The organism is Bradyrhizobium brasilense (genome assembly GCF_029714345.1).
Lineage (GTDB): Bacteria > Pseudomonadota > Alphaproteobacteria > Rhizobiales > Xanthobacteraceae > Bradyrhizobium > Bradyrhizobium australafricanum.
On record NZ_CP121669.1, the window covers coordinates 3,932,858 to 3,949,737 of the forward strand.

15 protein-coding genes are annotated in these 16,880 nt (G+C 63.3%); 11 read left to right on the top strand and 4 right to left on the bottom strand.

Going from position 1 to position 16,880, the window contains the following annotated elements; all coding sequences use genetic code 11:
• Positions 1 to 3 precede the first annotated feature (3 nt).
• Both QA635_RS18365 and QA635_RS18370 read left to right on the top strand, forming a co-directional pair.
• Positions 4 to 780, top strand: a complete 777-nt coding sequence (locus QA635_RS18365) for a PP2C family protein-serine/threonine phosphatase (RefSeq protein ID WP_341850429.1) — start codon at positions 4 to 6, stop codon at positions 778 to 780.
• Entirely contained in the window at positions 777 to 2,582 is a 1,806-nt protein-coding gene (locus QA635_RS18370; protein WP_283070820.1) for a serine/threonine-protein kinase, read from the top strand. Before QA635_RS18365 ends, QA635_RS18370 begins: the two co-directional genes overlap by 4 nt.
• A gap of 8 nt (positions 2,583 to 2,590) precedes the next feature.
• On the opposite strand, the gene QA635_RS18375 is transcribed toward QA635_RS18370, so the two are convergent.
• Both QA635_RS18375 and QA635_RS18380 read right to left on the bottom strand, forming a co-directional pair.
• Entirely contained in the window at positions 2,591 to 3,571 is a 981-nt protein-coding gene (locus QA635_RS18375) for a DUF4424 domain-containing protein (RefSeq protein WP_341850441.1), read from the bottom strand.
• A gap of 89 nt (positions 3,572 to 3,660) precedes the next feature.
• Entirely contained in the window at positions 3,661 to 3,957 is a 297-nt protein-coding gene (locus tag QA635_RS18380) for a hypothetical protein (protein ID WP_283070822.1), read from the bottom strand.
• A 156-nt stretch (positions 3,958 to 4,113) separates the two neighbouring features.
• On the opposite strand from QA635_RS18380, the gene QA635_RS18385 reads away from it, so the two are divergent.
• The 3 genes from QA635_RS18385 (at position 4,114) to QA635_RS18395 (ending at position 8,422) form a co-directional block, all read left to right on the top strand.
• Positions 4,114 to 5,838, top strand: a complete 1,725-nt coding sequence (locus QA635_RS18385) for an NHL repeat-containing protein (protein WP_283070824.1) — start codon at positions 4,114 to 4,116, stop codon at positions 5,836 to 5,838.
• A 137-nt stretch (positions 5,839 to 5,975) separates the two neighbouring features.
• Positions 5,976 to 7,754, top strand: a complete 1,779-nt coding sequence (locus QA635_RS18390) for a caspase family protein (protein WP_283070825.1) — start codon at positions 5,976 to 5,978, stop codon at positions 7,752 to 7,754.
• A 68-nt stretch (positions 7,755 to 7,822) separates the two neighbouring features.
• Positions 7,823 to 8,422 carry a DUF4384 domain-containing protein gene (locus tag QA635_RS18395; protein ID WP_283070826.1) on the top strand — a complete coding sequence of 200 codons (600 nt, stop codon included), beginning with the start codon at positions 7,823 to 7,825 and terminating at the stop codon, positions 8,420 to 8,422.
• A 202-nt stretch (positions 8,423 to 8,624) separates the two neighbouring features.
• Here the strand turns inward: QA635_RS18395 and QA635_RS18400 are convergent, their stop codons facing one another.
• Positions 8,625 to 10,463, bottom strand: a complete 1,839-nt coding sequence (locus tag QA635_RS18400; protein ID WP_283070827.1) for a caspase family protein — start codon at positions 10,461 to 10,463, stop codon at positions 8,625 to 8,627.
• A 621-nt stretch (positions 10,464 to 11,084) separates the two neighbouring features.
• Here QA635_RS18400 and QA635_RS18405 point away from each other — a divergent pair.
• A complete protein-coding gene (locus QA635_RS18405) occupies positions 11,085 to 11,642 on the top strand; it encodes a zinc metalloprotease (RefSeq protein WP_283070829.1) in 558 nt (185 codons plus the stop codon).
• Positions 11,643 to 11,898: 256 nt separating this feature from the next.
• Positions 11,899 to 12,081: a hypothetical protein gene (locus QA635_RS18410; RefSeq protein WP_283070831.1), complete on the top strand. Its 183-nt coding sequence runs from the start codon at positions 11,899 to 11,901 to the stop codon at positions 12,079 to 12,081.
• 48 nt (positions 12,082 to 12,129) lie between these two features.
• Here QA635_RS18410 and QA635_RS18415 read toward each other — a convergent pair whose 3' ends face one another.
• Positions 12,130 to 13,125, bottom strand: a complete 996-nt coding sequence (locus tag QA635_RS18415; protein WP_283070833.1) for a phosphotransferase — start codon at positions 13,123 to 13,125, stop codon at positions 12,130 to 12,132.
• 128 nt (positions 13,126 to 13,253) lie between these two features.
• On the opposite strand from QA635_RS18415, the gene QA635_RS18420 reads away from it, so the two are divergent.
• From QA635_RS18420 to QA635_RS18435, 4 genes are all read left to right on the top strand, one after another.
• The gene (locus QA635_RS18420) at positions 13,254 to 13,724 is read left to right on the top strand and encodes a copper chaperone PCu(A)C (RefSeq protein ID WP_341850430.1); all 471 of its coding nucleotides are present in this window, start codon (positions 13,254 to 13,256) and stop codon (positions 13,722 to 13,724) included.
• A 135-nt stretch (positions 13,725 to 13,859) separates the two neighbouring features.
• Positions 13,860 to 15,632 carry a PQQ-dependent dehydrogenase, methanol/ethanol family gene (locus QA635_RS18425; protein ID WP_129965109.1) on the top strand — a complete coding sequence of 591 codons (1,773 nt, stop codon included), beginning with the start codon at positions 13,860 to 13,862 and terminating at the stop codon, positions 15,630 to 15,632.
• Positions 15,633 to 15,705: 73 nt separating this feature from the next.
• Positions 15,706 to 16,248: a c-type cytochrome gene (locus QA635_RS18430; RefSeq protein ID WP_283070837.1), complete on the top strand. Its 543-nt coding sequence runs from the start codon at positions 15,706 to 15,708 to the stop codon at positions 16,246 to 16,248.
• Positions 16,245 to 16,871, top strand: a complete 627-nt coding sequence (locus QA635_RS18435) for a hypothetical protein (protein ID WP_283070839.1) — start codon at positions 16,245 to 16,247, stop codon at positions 16,869 to 16,871. The genes QA635_RS18430 and QA635_RS18435 overlap by 4 nt, the downstream gene beginning before the upstream one ends.
• Positions 16,872 to 16,880: the final 9 nt, after the last annotated feature.

Below are 16,880 nucleotides of genomic sequence, written 5' to 3' on the forward strand. Positions count from 1 at the left end.
GCGATGGTACACGTCCCATCCTTGTTCGATGTCGGTAGCGTCACTCACGCCGGACGGGTGCGGGCGCGGAACGAGGATGCATGCCTGGTAAGGACTGACGTCGGCTTGTGGGCCGTCGCTGACGGTATGGGCGGTCACGAGGCGGGCGATCTTGCCAGCCGCATCGTGGTGGAGGCGCTTGATTCCATCGGCGCGCCGGACTCCGCGGCGGACCTGCTGGCGCAATGCGAGGCGCGTCTGTTCAGCGCCAACCAGCAGATCCTGGCACTCAGCCATGCAAGGCAGGGTGCCATTGTCGGGACCACAACGGCAGTCCTGCTGGTGCGCGACGGCCACTATGCCTGTATCTGGGCGGGTGACAGCCGGGTGTATCTGATCAACCGCCACGGCATCACACAGGTATCGCACGATCACAGCGAGTTGGAGGAGCTGATCGCCGATGGCGCGCTGTCGCGCGAAGAGGTCCAGGACTGGCCGAGCAATGCCATCACCCGGGCTGTCGGCGTTGTCGCCGACCCCGAGCTCGAGGTGGTGACCGGTCCGGCCGAACCGGAAGACATCTTCGTGATTTGCAGTGACGGCTTGACCCGGCACGTGCGGGACGACGAGATCGAGCAGCACGCGGCCACCCGCCTTGCCCAGGCCGCCTGCGACGACATGCTCGCGCTCGCACTTGATCGCGGCGGGCTCGACAACGTCACGATCGTGATCGTGCGATTGCTCGTGCCGCGATCCTCAGAGCCTACGAGAACGCCGCTTGATCGGGAGTCGCGACCATGACCGCGAACGATCCGTTTCGGTCATCCTACCGCGGTGTGCCGGCCGGCACCCGGCTCAACGGCATTTACGAGATCGAGACGATGATCGGGGCAGGCGGCATGGGGGAGGTCTACCGATGCCGCGAGATCCAGACCGGATCGCCCGTCGCGGTCAAGATGCTGCTCCCCGACATGGTCGACAACGAGGCGGCGCTTGCGCTGTTCCGGCGGGAGGCGGCCGCGCTTCACAATCTTCCGCACGAAGCAATCGTTCGCTACTTCCTGTTCACGGTCGAGCCCGCACTGCAGCGCCCGTATCTGGCGATGGAGTTTGTGAACGGACGCTCGCTGTCGAACATGCTCGACGATGGGCCGCTGACCTTCGAAGCGCTGATCAAGTTGATGCGGCGGGTCGCATCGGGCCTTCAGGCCGCTCACGAGCACGGCATTATCCATCGCGATGTCTCCCCCGACAACATCATCGTGCCGCTCGACGATGTAAGGCGGGCGAAGATCATCGACTTCGGGATCGCCCGGTCGACGCAGATGGGTGACAAGACCATCATCGGTTCCGGCTTCGCCGGCAAGGACAATTACGCGTCGCCGGAACAGGTCGGCTTGTACGGCAACGATGTCACCGCGAAATCCGACGTCTACAGCTTTGGCCTCGTGCTGTTCCATGCCCTGACCGGACAGAAGCTCGATATGGGCGGGAGCCAGTTTCAACTGGTCGAGAAGCGTCGGCGCGTGCCCGATCTCGGCGCAGTGGACATGCGCATCAGGCCGCTTCTGGAGAGGATGCTGCAGCCGGACCCGGCCTTGCGCCCGACCATGGCGGAGGTCGCCAACTGGACGCCGACGGGTTCGGCTCAGCCGTCCGCCGCACCGCTCTACGGCTTCGATCCATTGGCGAAGTCGCAAGCTGGTTCGTCTGCGCTGCAGGAGCGGGCGCCATCAACCACGCGGAACTCTCGCCGCATCTGGCTCGGCGCCTGCGTCGCGGCGCTGCTGCTTCTGCTGGGGGGCGGCGGGTACACCTTCTACAAACTTGTCTGGAAGACATCGGGCTTGGCGGCTTTGCCGCCGCCTCCGAAACTCGCCGGGACATCCACGCCGCCGAGCGAGCCTGCTCCGCCACCGCCAGCACGTCAGGAGCCGGTGAAGCTGCCGTCTCAGCCAACGCTGACGCCGTCTCCGTCTCCCGACGGTCCTGGTCGGGCCGAGCGCATCCGCAAATATGTTGCCCAATATGCGGGCGGCGACTGCTTCTTCATCCTGCCTGTTGCCGTGAGCTCAAGCGCAGCTGTCATTGAAGGCTTCGGCGCTTCGACCGCCCCGTTCGATACCTTCGACAAGGCGTTTCGAAAGGAGCAGGGATTTGAGGCATCGGTCGGCGTCAGGCAGGTGAATCAGGCACAATGTCCGGCCGTCAAATTCCTCAGTCAGGTCGGAGGCGATCAAGCGCGGGCGCCGCGCATCAACCTGTCGGCGACGGAGCTGAAGGCCGGCGAGACCCTCAACGGGACCGTCGAGAATTTTGCCAACCGGGTGGTGGAACTGCTCATGGTCTCGGATCGCGGCGAGGTGCGCAGCCTGTCCTACCTCCTGAAGCCGGGCGTCGACTCGCTTTCCTTTGCCCTGCCGATGGAGCGTACGACCGGTCCGCAACTCCTGTTGGCCGTCGCAGCGCCGCGGGTTCTGGATTCATTGCGCCAGCCGCGACCGATGGCTGCCGACACATTCTTCCTGCAGGCGACGAGTGAAGCTCAACGCGGCAACGTGACCATCACCGCGGCTGGACGCTATGTGATGCTCACCAATTGAGCTGCCGTTCAGAATTTGCCGATCATCAGGATCTTCAGGTCGGCATCCGGCTTGAAGTCGCTCGCCGTGAACTGCCGCGCGTTGTCGGCAGATGACGGCTTGAGCCGCCCCGGACAAAAACTGACCAGACGGTCGTCGCCGCCCGGATCGATCGTCAACGTGAAGGACCGGATTGGACCTGCCCAGTTCGCACCCGTCTTGAGCACGTAGGAAATACGCCGCTCCTGCAGCTTTGCGGTATTGGCCTGGCTGTCACCTGTGCGCTTGTCCAATTCGGCAAGGAACGCATCCGTAACGCAATAGTCTCTCCGGTATCGCTCGACCTCCGGACCTAGCGCCGCGCTGTGACGCAGACCGGAGCGCAGGACCGTGTCAGGGCTGGAGCCGACGCTCGGGCGATATTGATGTTCGACCGTGACGGTACGCGCCGCTGGGAACACTTGTTCGCGAACAGCCGACGTCTTGGTTATCCAGCCGGGCGTGTATTGCTGGCGACCGTTGTCGCTCATGCCGGCAGGCATCAGAAGGCCATCATCGATCAGCTTCGTGCGGGTTGTCGCCGGCAGGTCGGCGAGGCGGATCTCCCGATCACCGAGCGGCAGCAAAGGCAGCTTGAACTGACGGAGGAGGGCAGTGACATCCTTGTTGCCGACCATGGCGCGCTGGTCGATGGCCAGCGGCACCGGGTTGCCGTCGATCCTGGTCTCGAACGCGACGAAGTTGACCGGATCGCTCGACGGAAGCGCAATGTTCTCGGCTTCGGACAGGTCGATGTCGGGCAGCGGAAAGGCGACAGTGAGCGCAACCGGCTTGCTCGTTTGGTTGACGAATTGGTAGCGAACGGTGACCCGGTCCAGCCCGATATGAAGCTCCTCGCTCGCCATGGCCACGTCCTTGGTGCGGACGAATTGCAGCCCGCCGATGGACAATTCGGCCGCGGAATCGTTCGCCCACGCAGGCCAGCCGGTTGCGGCCAACAGGACGATCATCACGGCTCGCGACCTCAACGACAGCCCGCTTAACGCTCCATTTGCCATGCCGGTCTCCATGCGGCGCCGCAGCGTCTGCCCCATGTGGGTCAATCGATCGCCTGGTAAAGGTCGCCCCATTCCGGTTTCCAGACGCCATCGGGGTCGCAAACCACGATCGCGAGCTTCATGTCATTGGCGAGACGGATTGCGCCGCGAAAGGCATCCTGGGCCGGCATATGGGCGCTGACCTGGTCGCTGCTCAGGCGTCCCCCGCTTGCGGCGGCCGGCAACACGATTGACCCGGAGGCGCCGGCAATGTCGCGTCTCAAAACCAGAGTAATCGCGTCGGGCTGGATTTCGCTGACTTGCTCAAATCTGTTTTTGGCCATGGTTTTGCACTGCAAGCTGAAGGAGTTCGGACTATCACCGTCCAGTGAAAGAGTTGAACGGGATCGGGGTTGCTCGCCACTAATTGACGCTGCACTCGCGCAGTCTTGGATTAGGCAGTCTTGGATTAGTCGGACTGACGCCGCATTCGGTTCGGTTACATTGAGGCGGATATGCTTCGTCGATCTAGCTGGATCTGGCTCTCTATCGTCGGCGCGGCTATAGCTGCCACCGGGGCTAGGGCCGACGACGCGGTCGTGCGAAGCTTTGCCGGCGGTTCGGCTGCATCCATGGTCGGGATCGTCGCGGCCAGCCAGGACGTCGAGCTCGCGGGCCCGCAAGCGCTCAGCGCCGACGGACAGGGAAACCTGTTTGTGCTCGATCAGATCAATGGCCGCATTCTGCAGTTCGACCCCAAGCAACCGAACACTGCTCCCGACATCCTGAAGATGCCTGGCGATGTCCAGCCTACCGACCTCGTCGTCCATAACGACGACATCATGGTTTGGGACGGCGGCGTGAGGATGCTGAAGGCGGCACCAGGACAGTCCACACGCGGCTTGGGCGGAGACGTGATCCAGCTCGAGGAAGCCTCATCCCGCGGAACGGACGACCAGGTCGCCATTTCGGCCTTCGCACAGATGGGCTCGCAGGCGCTGAGCAGCCCAACCGACTTGCTGGATCAGAATACGCGCGCGGCCATCGTGAGGACGACGCGGCAGCCCGACCGCCAGTATATTGCCTCGCGCAGCAAGGGATCGGTGATCGCCGATATCATTCCCGACAAGGGCAATGCCGGCGTTCGGGTCGAAATCCAGACCATGGTATCCAACGAGACCATCGGTCAGCTCGGCCTGCGCGTCCGCAACCAGCTCGGCACCGTGGAGTTTCTCGAGATCGACAACAGCGACCGCTTCTACGTGCTGGCCGAGGACATTCCTCCGTCGGGCAAGAATGCCTCCACCTTCGTCGCACGCTATGCCGCGAACGGACGCCTTGAGGGCATCTACGAGCTGCCGCTGGAGAACACGCCCGTGACCCGGCGGTTCGTCACCGTCTCGGGCGATGGCGACGTCTATTTTCTGCGCACCAAGCCGGATGGCGTTGAGGTGGTTGGTGTCGGCTTCCGCCCCTTGAGCAAGGTATCCGTCATTGACGTCAGGCCGTCGCGCACGGCGGCCGCGCCGGCGGCGGCGCGGCCGGATGTCAAGTTCAATGCGACCGCCGCCGTGCGGCCGTCCAATCGTCAGCAGGCGATCGAGACGGCCTTCGCCTTTGAGGGCATCCAGTGGAAGCTGACACCGGCGAACTACGGTAGCGATCCCGACAGCCAATGCTCCGGTTTCAGTCGTATTCGCCGGCCGTGGTATCTGCAGGGCAAGGTAAACCAGGAGGTGCGCGGCGTGCCCTATTGCTGGGGCTGCCACGGTTCGCTCGCGAATTTCCGCCAGCGGATCGACAGCGGGACGCTGGCGGGCAATGTCTGCACCCGTAATGAGCCACGGCCGGACGTGGCCGGCGTCGACTGCTCGGCATTCGTCAGCGCCACGTGGGGACTTTCCGTCCACTACACGACCGCCGCCATTCCCGCGATCGCCGCACCGGTGACTAACCCCTGGGACCTCAAGCCTGGTGACGCCCTGAACAAGCCGGGTTCCCACGTGATGTTGTTCCTGCGGTTCACCCCGGATCGCAAGGCTGAGGTCATGGAATCCTCGACGGGTGGCTGCAACGGTCGGGTCTGCCGCAACGTCTACCCGCTCGCGAGCCTGCTCTCGCGCGGTTACGTTCCGGTCCGCTTTCGGGCGTTCGCAGATGATCAGACGACCGTTTCCGCGAACGCCTATCAGGAGACCGAGGCGCCGACAGGTCGCAAGACGGCGAATAAACGGCGCTGAACCTGAGGTCTTGCCAAGGCTACAGATGAACATGGATCACCGCTGCGCTGGTTTTCGGAGGTCCGGAGGCATTCCTGCCGCTCTGCCTTACCGGTGTGGTTCCAGGGCGGACCTGCTTGATATCGAGGTGGATCGCGATGCGAACGCTCAGGGGTTTTGATCGAAGGACCGGTTGGCTGTGTGCCGCCATCCTGCTCGCTGCGTTGATCGGCCTGCCACTCCAGCGCGCGCATGCGGCGGGTGAACTGTCGATAAGCAATCCCGACGGTGCGGCTCTCCGGGCCCTCGTCATCGGCATCGACGACTACCAGCATGTACGCAAGTTGAAGGGCGCGGTCGCCGACGCCAACGACATCGTGTCCAGCTTGAGGACCATGGGCGTCAGCGACGTGGTCGAGCTGACCAATGCACAGGCCGACCGGGCGAGCGTGCTGCGCGAGATCAGCTCACTGGTGGAGCGGACAAAAAGCAACGATCTCGTCTTCCTGTCGATCGCAGGTCACGGCACGCAGGAGCCGGAGCGGATCAAGGGCTCGGAACCGGACGGAATGGAGAACGTGTTCCTGCTGCCTGAATTCGCGACCACGCCCGCCGGGTCGGTCGAGCGCATTCTGGGAAGCGAATTCAACCATTTCATCCGGCAGTTCGAATTGCGCGGCGCAAGGGTGATTTTCGTCGCGGATACCTGCCATGGCGGCGGAATGGTGCGCGATATCGACCCGCGTGCGGCGGAGATGAGTTTTCGGCAGGTGCCGCGCTACACGCTACTGGTCGATGAATTGAAGCCGGTATCGAGCAGCGACGACCCGAAGTCCGAACTCGATCTCGACCACACCGCGTTCATCGCCGCGGTCGATCGGCACACCAAGGCGCCGGAAGTGCGGATTCCAGGGATCGATGGCCTGCGCGGCGCCCTGAGTTATGCCGTTGCGCGCGCCGTGGAGGGCAACGCGGACATCAATCATGATGGCAAGGTGACCCTGAAAGAGCTTTTCAGCAATGTTCGGCAGGTGGTCTATCAACTGTCCGACCAGCGCCAGAATATCGTGACCGTATCGTCGCCGGCACAGATGCCGGAAACCGAGGTCGCGTTCGAACTGACGCGCGGCGTGGTGCTGATCCAGGGGACGGCCGCGAGAGCTGCCTCCGGCCAGGTTGCTAACGTCGCGTCCGCCGAGAAACAATCTCCTGCGCCGACGGCCGTTACGGCTAAGTCGCAAACCGCTCCAACCAGTGCTGCTGCGACCGCCCCGGCCGCGCCCAGTGCCGCGCTGCCGCCGTTCCGCCTCACCGCGCCGATCCGTTTGGCAGCGCTTGACGGCAAAATGAGCTATTTCACGAGCCTCAAGCCGCAGGATGCCAGCGTGCAGGCCGTTCAACCGACTGATAATCCCGACCTGATCTGGGACCCCGTGTCCCATGACGTGATCGCCTGGGGCGACGTGGTCGCCTACGGCGTTGACGTTGGCGGTTTGACGACAGTGGTCAACCGAACCGCGGCAATTCGGGAGCTGAAGCGCATGGCGACGCAGTCGCCGCAGCTGATGCGTATTTGGCCGGATGATCGACAGCAGCGCAGCGGACAGACCGTCGAGGTCGAATTGTCCGACGTCGGTTCGCGGGCGGTGCTGCTATTCAACGTGTCCGGTGATGGAACCATCCAGATGCTGTATCCGGTGGGTTCTGATGCCGCGATGGCTCGGTCAGCAAATCTGCGGCTGCCTCTTCGGGTAGGCGAGCCGTTCGGCGCCGAGCAGATCGTCGCGGTGACCTCGCAGCAGCGGATGGTGGATCTGGAGACCGTCCTGATGCAGCTCAACCGGCGCCGTGCCTCGGGGCAGGTGATCAAGAGTCTGGAGCGCTACCTGCCGGCGGACGCGCGGATCGCGTCAATCGGCTTTTTCAGCGTTCCCTGACGAAGCTGTGACAGCCGGTCATGTCGCCAGCGAAACTGGTTTCCCGCAAGCAATCCTGGTTCGCGATCGTGCTGTTGCTGGCGGGAAGCGGCGTCGCGTTCGCGGCGCCGCCGCCATCGGCCGCTCCATCGGCAGGTGCGACAAACGCTCCGCTGCTCTGGCGCGTACAGGCCTCGCGCGGCGCGGCAAATGCTGCCGGCGTGGCGCTTGAAATCCTGCCGGGTCCAACTGTCAACATTGGCGGCAAGGTGTCATTCGGCGTAACCGCCAGGAAGCCTGGCTATCTGATGCTGGTGGATGTTGATGCGGAAGGGCGGATGTCCCAGATCTTCCCGACTGCCGAGCTATTGGCGCAGTCGGTCGGACCCGACATGAATCTTGTCAAGCCTGGCGTCCAATTCATCGTTCCGACCCCGGCGGCTCAGCAACGTGGATTTGAATATGTCGTCGCGCCGCCGGCCGGGTCCGCCGTGATTGTTGCGATCCTGAGCGAGCGACGCGTGCAATTGCTCGATTTGCCGGACGTTCAGCGCAAGCTTCAGGGGCCGGCTGACACGTTGAGCTATCTGTCGGATTGGACCAGTCAGCTGCGGATACCGGACAGCGGCGGCGGAAGACTGTTGCCGAACAATTGGTCGTTCGACATCAAATCATACTCCATCAAGTAGGTCAGCGACTGCGTTGCTCCGGCTACCCGGGCGGTTGAGGAGACCGTCCGGCGCGATCATGTGGTGAATATTCTTGTGGCCGAGGCTGCTGTCCGGCGTCTTGCGTGCAGGGCCCCGCGGTTTGGCTCCCTTGCCCCCAGCATTGCCGATTGCGGGGAGGAGACGGCGGCCCGATCTCGAGCGCGCCGCCGTGCATGCCGTCCTAGTTGCAGACCTCAACATTGCCGGTACCGCCGCCGGGACCTCCGCCGCCACGGTAATCGAGATGACACCCGCGACGGACCGGGCGGCATAGATAAGCATCACACACGATCTGGCCGCTGCCACCAGAGGGTCTGGCCGTCGCCTGTCGTCGGGGAGTGTCGGCTTGTGGCTCGGGCCTCTCGCGGACCGGACGATCGGCGCGCGACGGGCGCTCATCAATGTAACGCTTTGCCACCGGCTTTTTACCGCGCCGCTTCTCGCATTCGTTATCCTCGTTCAGGAACGAGCCCTCGGCGCAGGTGATCTTGCGGCACTGATCGCCGTCGGCCTTGTAGCCATGCTCGCAGATCAGCGGGCAAACCCGGGCCGGTTTCAGCTTGATCGCATCGAGCGCATCGAGGCTTGCAAGCTTGACGTCAAATTTGGTTCCGGCGTGCCGGTTGAACAGGGTCAGGGAGCGACGCGAGGCCGCGTTCCAATCACCGTCGATGGAGCCCGTGAAACAGCCAACCCGGCTCAACTCGCTCTGCACCGATTTGGCAATATCCTCCTGCGGCGGCGCCGTGTTCAAGGCGGCAACCTTCGCGCCCTCGCTATTCAGCGATGGGGTAGCGGTTGCAATATTATCCGGCTTGGCGCTGTCGACCACAGGTCCATTCGCGGAAAGCATGGCGACCGTTGAGGTTTGGGATGCGGTCCGCTTCCGTTCAGCCTCGGCAGCTTGGTCCTGCGCCGCCTGCTTTGTTCTTTCTGCCGCGATACGGGCATCCTCCGCGGCCTTGAATTCTGCGGCCGCCTTTTCCTGCTCCGCTCGCTGGGCACCTTCGGACGCAAGCCGCGCCTTCTGCTGCTCCGCTTCCTGCGCTTTCCTGGTGGCGGTAACGCGCGCGTCCTCCGCGTCGATCTGGTTGAGCTGAAGCTTGGCCAGATTTGCATAATAGCCGTCGGGATGCTGGGCGAGGAACGCGCTCATGGCGGCCTTATTGCCGACCTGCAGGGCCAATTCGTAGTCGCGACGGATCTCCGACGAGGCGTTAACCGCCGGCGGCGCCGGCTCTTCTGCCTTTGGCACGAGCGCAACGTCCTCACCGCCCAGTGAGCCGTAAACGTAAGGCTCCTGCCGGTTGCCGGTCGCTTGCAAGACATCATCGCGGACGAAGCCGAAAGCCCTGCGCAGGTCCAGTCCAGGCTTTGCGATATATTTCACCAGCGCTGTCGCGTAGGGACTGTTCGTGCTGTTGCCGTCGAGCGCGGTCAGTCCGGCCTTCGCCGCAAACGCGATCAGCGTATTGGATACGGCGGGTTCTACCCGGGCGAGCCCGCGGCTGATCGCGCGCGAAGCGACGGTTCGCTTCATGGTGTCGGCGAAAGGATTGTTGCGGCAGGCATCAACGATCACGACGCGGAGCTGCTTGGCGGGCTCGATGGCCAGCAGGACACGATCGAGCGAGAAGGCCTCGTCATAGATATCGGTGTCGCGTTCAAGTCTGGCATCCGTCGGGATCAGGTAATTCGTCCCGTCGATCTCGATTCCGTGACCTGCATAGTAGACGATGGCGATGTCTGCATCGCGAGCTTGATCGGCGAAATCCCTCAGTGCCCGCCGCATGTCGCTCGAGGTCAGGTTCAGCCGAGACTCCACCAAATCGAACCCGGCGCCCTTCAAGGTCGCGGCGATAGCGGTGGCATCATTGGCAGGATTCGGAAGCAATGGCGCGTTTTGATAGTTCGAATTGCCGACCACCAAAGCCACTCGCTTCGTTGCCCAGGCTGGCTGAGACGCCAGGAGAACCGAAGCAGCAAGAACAACAAGAACTCGGAGGAGCGTGTAGCGCATGGCGAACGTCCAAAATCGGCTCGAAACAACGGCAGCTTTATCGAAGGTGGCCGCGCGCAAACTCCACTGCGTCAAGCGTTACGGGCGCCGGCATACCTCCGTAGAGAACAAACCTGAGTCCAATCCATTCCTGATGTTGTCGTCCGGGGGAGCGAGATTGTTCAAGGATACACCGAAGCGTGTAGGGCGCGATGGCGGACGGCCGAACAAATGTCAGTCGATCTGTAAGGTATTGAAATAGCTGCTTTTTATCTTTGGCGCCGGAATGGCTGGCAGTGCTGGCATCCGGCTGGGCTTCGCCAGGCGAGGTTCCATCTCTCGATAGTGATCTCGGAATTGAACTCGCCCGCTCAGGCGATGCGCGTGCCGGATCGTCAGAGTGTGACGGCCGCGTCGTTAGTCTCGGTGGCGTCGACAAGGTTCAGCCCGTTCGTCTCGGCTGTTTGTCGCAGCCGCGGGCCTCTTCCATAGGAGCGCGAACTGCGTCTATCTGGAAGCAACGCCGATCCGTTCGAGCTGAGACGTGCGAGTCCCGAAAGAATCGAAATCTGCGTCCTCGGGATCCGGACGTCGACGTGTGGACGCCCACCGCAGGTGTCGTCGAAATCTCTGGAGACGCACATGTCTATTCCGCTGAAAATCTACATTACGCCATTTGCCGAGAAAGGTGTCGCCGAGCCGCAAAAATGGAGTGGCGAGGCCGCCAAGAAGGCACTGGATGTGGTCAATAAGATCTGGGCGAAGGCCAAGATCGTGTTCGTGATCAATGATTACGTGGAAGATAAACCGCTCGATATGGCGAAGAGCGCGCGCAACAATGACCAGCGCGTGCTGGATGTTCTCAGTTTCCGGCATGCTCCCGACAATGCGGTCCACATCTATCTCGTCAATCCGATAGTCAATCTCTCGGCCGGTGGCGGCTCGTACCTTCATAGCGATCCCGAGCCGGCAAGCTTTGTCCAGTGGTATGGCAATGACTTTGCCAACGGACGCGCGTGGGCTCATGAACTTGGGCATTTGATGAGTCTCGACCACGTCGACGTAGATTACGCCGATGAGAAGCAGGCCGCCCTGCGCAGCAACTTGATGACGAAGGGATTGAGCGTGGGAAGCGATTTGACCGGTCAGCAGATCAGCACGGCCAAAGGTTCAAAACTGGTGAAGCGATTTGGCGGCTGACCTCGGAACCTTCTGCTGCCGCCTTGCATGAAACGGTTTACAGCCGGCCCGATCGCTCGTTCGCCCGCCAACCGCCGGAGAGACGCCATGCCCAGGATCGACCTTGCATGATGAGCCCGAGCTCCGACGGCCGCTTCCTGCACAAGGACGGCACGCCGTACGAATAGCCCCACCTGCCGCGGCCGCGCCCGAAATCGGGCGTTGCGGATTGGCCGGTGAAGGACCAATGTTCCGGCGAGGAGTTTTGGTCGCCTCCATGGCGGAATGGTATTTCATCTGGGTCGATGGTCCGCGCGGACCCGAGCCGCAGAAATGGTCGTCGGACGCGCTTTGGGGCCAGCTGGCGCGTCAGGACGTGATCGTGCGTTTTCCCCTGAGCGATCGCGAAGCCGAATTGTCGCTCGACCAGCTCGCAGGGCTGCACCCGGTGCCGCAGTGAGCTGCGCCGCAGTTCTTTCCGTCGACGTTCAATCCGCCGGGGTGAACGTCAGACCGAAAGATCGAAGCCGGGCGTCGCGACCTCGGTCAGGAACGAGGCGACGAACATCTTGCCCAGGACGTGCTTGGCCGCCGGCGTGCCGGCCTTGAGCCGGCCGGCGCGTGTGGCCTCTGCGAGCCCGGCAAGCGTCGGTGCCGCAAGGCTCGTGTCGGGTGTGGTGCGCGGCGCCGTCGCGGATGCGCTGAGCAGCACGCCGGCATAGTAGAGCCGGGTGAGCGCGCGGACATGTGCGAGCCGTGCGCGCAGCGCCTCGTCGAGCGGGCGGCCGAGCCAGGCACGGTGCAAGATGTTTTCCAGCTCCGGCGTCCGCGCCAGGCTGTCGCCGACAATCGCAAGATCGACCAGCGGATCGGTGCGATAGGCGGATTCCCAGTCGATCATCCAGAGCCTGTTGCCGTCGAACAGGATGTTGGCGGGGAGCGAGTCGTTGTGGCTCGACACCGAGTTGGCCTCATCCCAGGCATAGGCCGCGCGGATGCGCGCGAGGTGCGCGTTGCAGCGCTCAAGCACGCCGGGCGCGAACAGGCCGGTGCGGCCGACATGGGCCCAGAGCCGGGCCACGATGTCGGGGTAGCGCACGAAAGCGGGAAAGGTCGGCGTCGCCTGCAGGCGCGCCAGCAATTCGCCGAGCGCCTTCGCCAGCGCCGGCAGGCCGCCGGGATAGCGGCCGAGCGGCTGCCGCTGCACAAAATCCATCACAGCGATGCGCGAGGCCTCGTCGACATAATGGAGTCGCGGCGCGATGCCGGCTTCGGCGGCGATCCTGAGCGACACATACTGAAACGGATTGCGCAGCGGGCTCGGCATTCCTTCGATTCGGAGCAGATAATTCTCGCCGCCTGCATCGATCCGGAACAATTGCGCCGACGTTGCGCCGCCCGAGACCGATGTGACGGCCTCGATCGCTGCGGTGCCGATCACCTGACGCAGTGCGGCATGTGCTGCGTCGCGCTGTGCCGGCGGAAGTTTATCGAGAGCACTCATGCGCAGGAAGTTAGCATGGCCGCTATGCGTGCCCAAAATCGCGTTGATGCAGCGTTCGCGATCTATTGCTGGCAGCGCACGACGAAGCATGAAACAATGCTGCAAAAATCATGTTGGGAGAGAACTTGATGTCGTTCGAGCGGGAGTTGCATTGCGCCGTTGCGTGCCGATCATGGATCGCGTTGCCATTATTCTGCCTGATCAGCACGTTCGGAGTGATGCATAACGCCGCCGCGAACGAGTCCTTGCAGATTGTGGACGCGCGCGTGCCGGCGGTCGACAAAGCGGGCGGGGACCTTCCCTTGACGATGACGATCAAGAACGAGGCCGACAGCGCCGATGCGCTGCTTCGTGTCCGCTGCCCAGTTGCGAATTTTTCCGAGCGTCATACTGTGGATCGCGGCGAGGGCGCACCGGCGATGCGCTCGATATCCAATATACCAGTGCCGGCAAAGGCAATGCTCGAGCTGAAGCGTGACGGTTATCACGTCATGCTGCTGCAGATGCGTCAGACGCTCACGCCAGGCGAGACCTTCAAATGCGCGATCGTTTTTCAGAAAGCAGGCACCATCGAGACGGAGGTACAGGTCCAGAAGTGACCTCACACAAGTGACTCAGGAAGACGGCGGGTGGTGCACAGCCATGCGCCGGGACTCAAGGCTTCTCGCGTGATCGCCCGTGTGTGACGGGCGGTTCGATCAATGAAGAATGCTAGATCCGGAGGAAATGAACTCATGACAAGGTTGAATTGGGTAAAGTCGCATATGCTCGCCGCGGCAGTAGCATCCGCAGCGACCTTCGCGGGCTCTTTCGCGCTCGCCGACGATGTCGGCCAGGACCGTCTGCTCAATGCTGACAAGGAAGCAGGCAACTGGCTGCACCACCACAAGAACTATTCGGCGACGCGCTTCTCGTCGCTGGCCGATATCAACAAGGACAACGTCAAGAACCTCAAGGTCGCCTGGACCATGCATCTCGGCGGCGTCGAGGGCGGCGGAATCTGGTCGCATGGCGGCCTGGAGGGGACGCCGATCGTCGAGAACGGCTTCATGTACGTCACCGACGGCTGGGGTTCGGTCTACAAGATCGATGCGCATGGCGGCAAAGGCGTGCTGCTCTGGAAGATGGATCCGAAGACCGACCATGACTGGGCCGGCGCGGTCGCCTGCTGCGGCGTCGACAACCGCGGCGTCGCATTGTGGGGTAACCTCGTCGTCTCGCACACGCTCGACGGCCGCCTGATCGCGACCAACAAGGAGACCGGGCAGGTCGCCTGGCAGCGCCAGGTCGCCGATCCCGACAAGGGCGAGGTGATCACCGGCGCACCGCTGATCGTCAAGGACATGGCGATCACGGGTGTGGCCGGCGCCGAATACGGCATTCGCGGCTGGATCGCGGCGACCGACCTGAAGAGCCAGAAGGAAGTGTGGCGCACCCACACGATCCCGGGCAAGGACGAGGCGGGTCACGAGACCTGGAAGGACGACAAGGACGCCAAGGCGAGCGGCGGCGGATCGACCTGGGTCACCGGCAGCTTCGACCCCTCGACCAACACCATCGTCTGGGGCGTCGGCAATCCCGGACCGGACTGGGACAACGAGTATCGGCCCGGCGACAACCTCTACACCGACTCCTCGCTTGGTCTCGATGCCGACACCGGCAAGATCAAGTGGCACTACCAGCACACGCCGAACGATCCCTACGACTATGACAGCGTGGCGGAGAACGTGCTGGTCGACGTCCCCGGTCCGAACAACACGACGCAGAAGCTCGCGCTCGAGGCCGACCGCAACGGCTTTGCCTATGCGATCGACCGCAACAGCGGCAAGTTCATCTGGGGTCTGCCGTTCGTCAAGAAGGTGACCTGGACCAAGGGTCTCGACCCCGAATCCGGTAAGCCGGTGGAGTATGATCCGAAGCAGGGCGTGCAGCGCTACAACGCGGCGGTGACGCCAAGCCGGACCAACAAGGTGACGGACATCTGCCCCGGCAACATGGGCGGCAAGAACTGGCCGCCGACCGCGTACAATCCGAACCTGAAGCTCTGGTACATCCCGGTGATCGAGAGCTGCAACCGGATCACGGTCGAGGAGACGACGCCGGACAAGTTGAAGAAGCGTGAGTTCTTCACGGGCGGCGGACCGAGCCAGCCGGTCAAGATCACCGGCAGCGTCACCGCGATCGACGTTACCACCGGCAAGGTGGCAGGGAAGGCGGAGACCGAATTCCCGAACCTCGGCGGCATCCTGGCGACGCCCGACCTCGTGTTCTCCGGACAGCCGTCCGGCGAGGTGATCGCCTACGACGCCAAATCGCTGCAGCAGCTCTGGCAGTTCAACACCGGCGGCGGCGTCAATGCGCCTCCGATGACGTTCTCGGTGGACGGCAAGCAGTATGTCGCGATCCTGGTCGGCCTCGGCGGTGCCTGGGACAAGTGGTTCATCGATGCCACGCCCGAGCTGAAGCGGATGCAGCCGGGCTCGATGCTCTACGTGTTCGCCCTTTGACGTCGCAGCGCGGGAGGCCTCTCACCGAGGCCTCCCGCGTCGATTTGGCCGAGAAAGACAAGAAACAAGACAAATGAAGAAAACATGGCTGGTTGGCGCGTGGCTTGGCTGCGCGCTGGTGATGGGATTCATCGGTACCGCGCAAGCGCAGTCGGCGAGCGATCCGACCGATGCGGGCAAGGCGGTGTTCAAGCGCGGCAATTGCGTCGGCTGCCACAAATGGCACGGCAATGGCGGCGGCGGCTATGGCGGCGACGCGCTGTCGCTGCGCAAGACCGAGCTGACCCGCGAGCAGATCATCGAGACCGTGACGTGCGGCCGGCCGGGCACCGGCATGCCGTTCTTCGTGCGCGGCTCCTACGACACCACGAAATGCTACGAGATGACCCGGCAGGACGTCGCGGACCGCATGCCGCCCGAAGCGAATGTGTTCCTGCGGCCGAACGAGATCGAGGCCGTCGCCGACTACGTGCTCGCCCGCGTCAAGGGCAAGGGCGAGCCGACCTACGAAGAATGCATCGCGTTTTTCGGCGATGGCTCGCGGGTCTGCAACATCTACAAGGAGGCCGGCCACGCCGCCGCGCCGTCCGACCAGAGCGAGAAGGCAAAGCCATGAGCAAGCAAGGATCGGCAATCCGTGGCTTGGTCTTCGCTGTGACAGTCACGGCAGCGGTGCCGGCGATGGCGACCGCGGGAGACCTGCGCGACATCAGCGTCGGAATGACGATCAGCAGCGTGCCGGACGCGGGCTACATCAACCTGACCTGCGTCGGCGAGAAGACCCACAGACTGGCCGACTGGGCGCAATGGCAGGCTTGCCAGGCCGGACCGGACCAGCTGCGCGGCATCCGCTTCGAGTACGATCGCGAGAGCGGGCGGGAAGGCACCATGGTCGGCGGCCATCCCGCGATCCTCACCGTCATGATCGACAACGACGCCAGGATCGCGGCGCTGATGATCGAGACCGATCCGAAGGCGCGGCTCTATCTGCGCAAGAAGGCCTTCCTGCTCGGCCTGCAGGCGAGATCGCGCTATGGCGAGGACGGCTGGACCTGTTCGAAGGCACAGCCGGGCGCCGACAAGCAGGAGGTCGGCGGCGTATTTGTCGACGAGAAATGCACCAAGACCATCGACGGCCGCACGGTCGAGATCGAGCGTCATCTCTATCGCGAGCCGAACAAGGAGCTCAAGGACATGACCGACGAGACCCGGATCACGATCCGCCGCGCCGGGTCCTGACGTCGACCT

Coding starts and splice junctions, on each gene's coding strand:
- QA635_RS18385 (WP_283070824.1), top strand. CDS start 4,114: ATGCTTCGTCGATCTAGCTGGATCTGGCTCTCTATCGTCGGCGCGGCT.
- QA635_RS18430 (WP_283070837.1), top strand. CDS start 15,706: ATGAAGAAAACATGGCTGGTTGGCGCGTGGCTTGGCTGCGCGCTGGTG.
- QA635_RS18425 (WP_129965109.1), top strand. CDS start 13,860: ATGACAAGGTTGAATTGGGTAAAGTCGCATATGCTCGCCGCGGCAGTA.
- QA635_RS18375 (WP_341850441.1), bottom strand. CDS start 3,571: ATGATCGTCCTGTTGGCCGCAACCGGCTGGCCTGCGTGGGCGAACGAT.
- QA635_RS18370 (WP_283070820.1), top strand. CDS start 777: ATGACCGCGAACGATCCGTTTCGGTCATCCTACCGCGGTGTGCCGGCC.
- QA635_RS18415 (WP_283070833.1), bottom strand. CDS start 13,125: ATGAGTGCTCTCGATAAACTTCCGCCGGCACAGCGCGACGCAGCACAT.
- QA635_RS18435 (WP_283070839.1), top strand. CDS start 16,245: ATGAGCAAGCAAGGATCGGCAATCCGTGGCTTGGTCTTCGCTGTGACA.
- QA635_RS18400 (WP_283070827.1), bottom strand. CDS start 10,463: ATGCGCTACACGCTCCTCCGAGTTCTTGTTGTTCTTGCTGCTTCGGTT.
- QA635_RS18420 (WP_341850430.1), top strand. CDS start 13,254: ATGTCGTTCGAGCGGGAGTTGCATTGCGCCGTTGCGTGCCGATCATGG.
- QA635_RS18405 (WP_283070829.1), top strand. CDS start 11,085: ATGTCTATTCCGCTGAAAATCTACATTACGCCATTTGCCGAGAAAGGT.
- QA635_RS18390 (WP_283070825.1), top strand. CDS start 5,976: ATGCGAACGCTCAGGGGTTTTGATCGAAGGACCGGTTGGCTGTGTGCC.
- QA635_RS18365 (WP_341850429.1), top strand. CDS start 4: ATGGTACACGTCCCATCCTTGTTCGATGTCGGTAGCGTCACTCACGCC.
- QA635_RS18410 (WP_283070831.1), top strand. CDS start 11,899: ATGGCGGAATGGTATTTCATCTGGGTCGATGGTCCGCGCGGACCCGAG.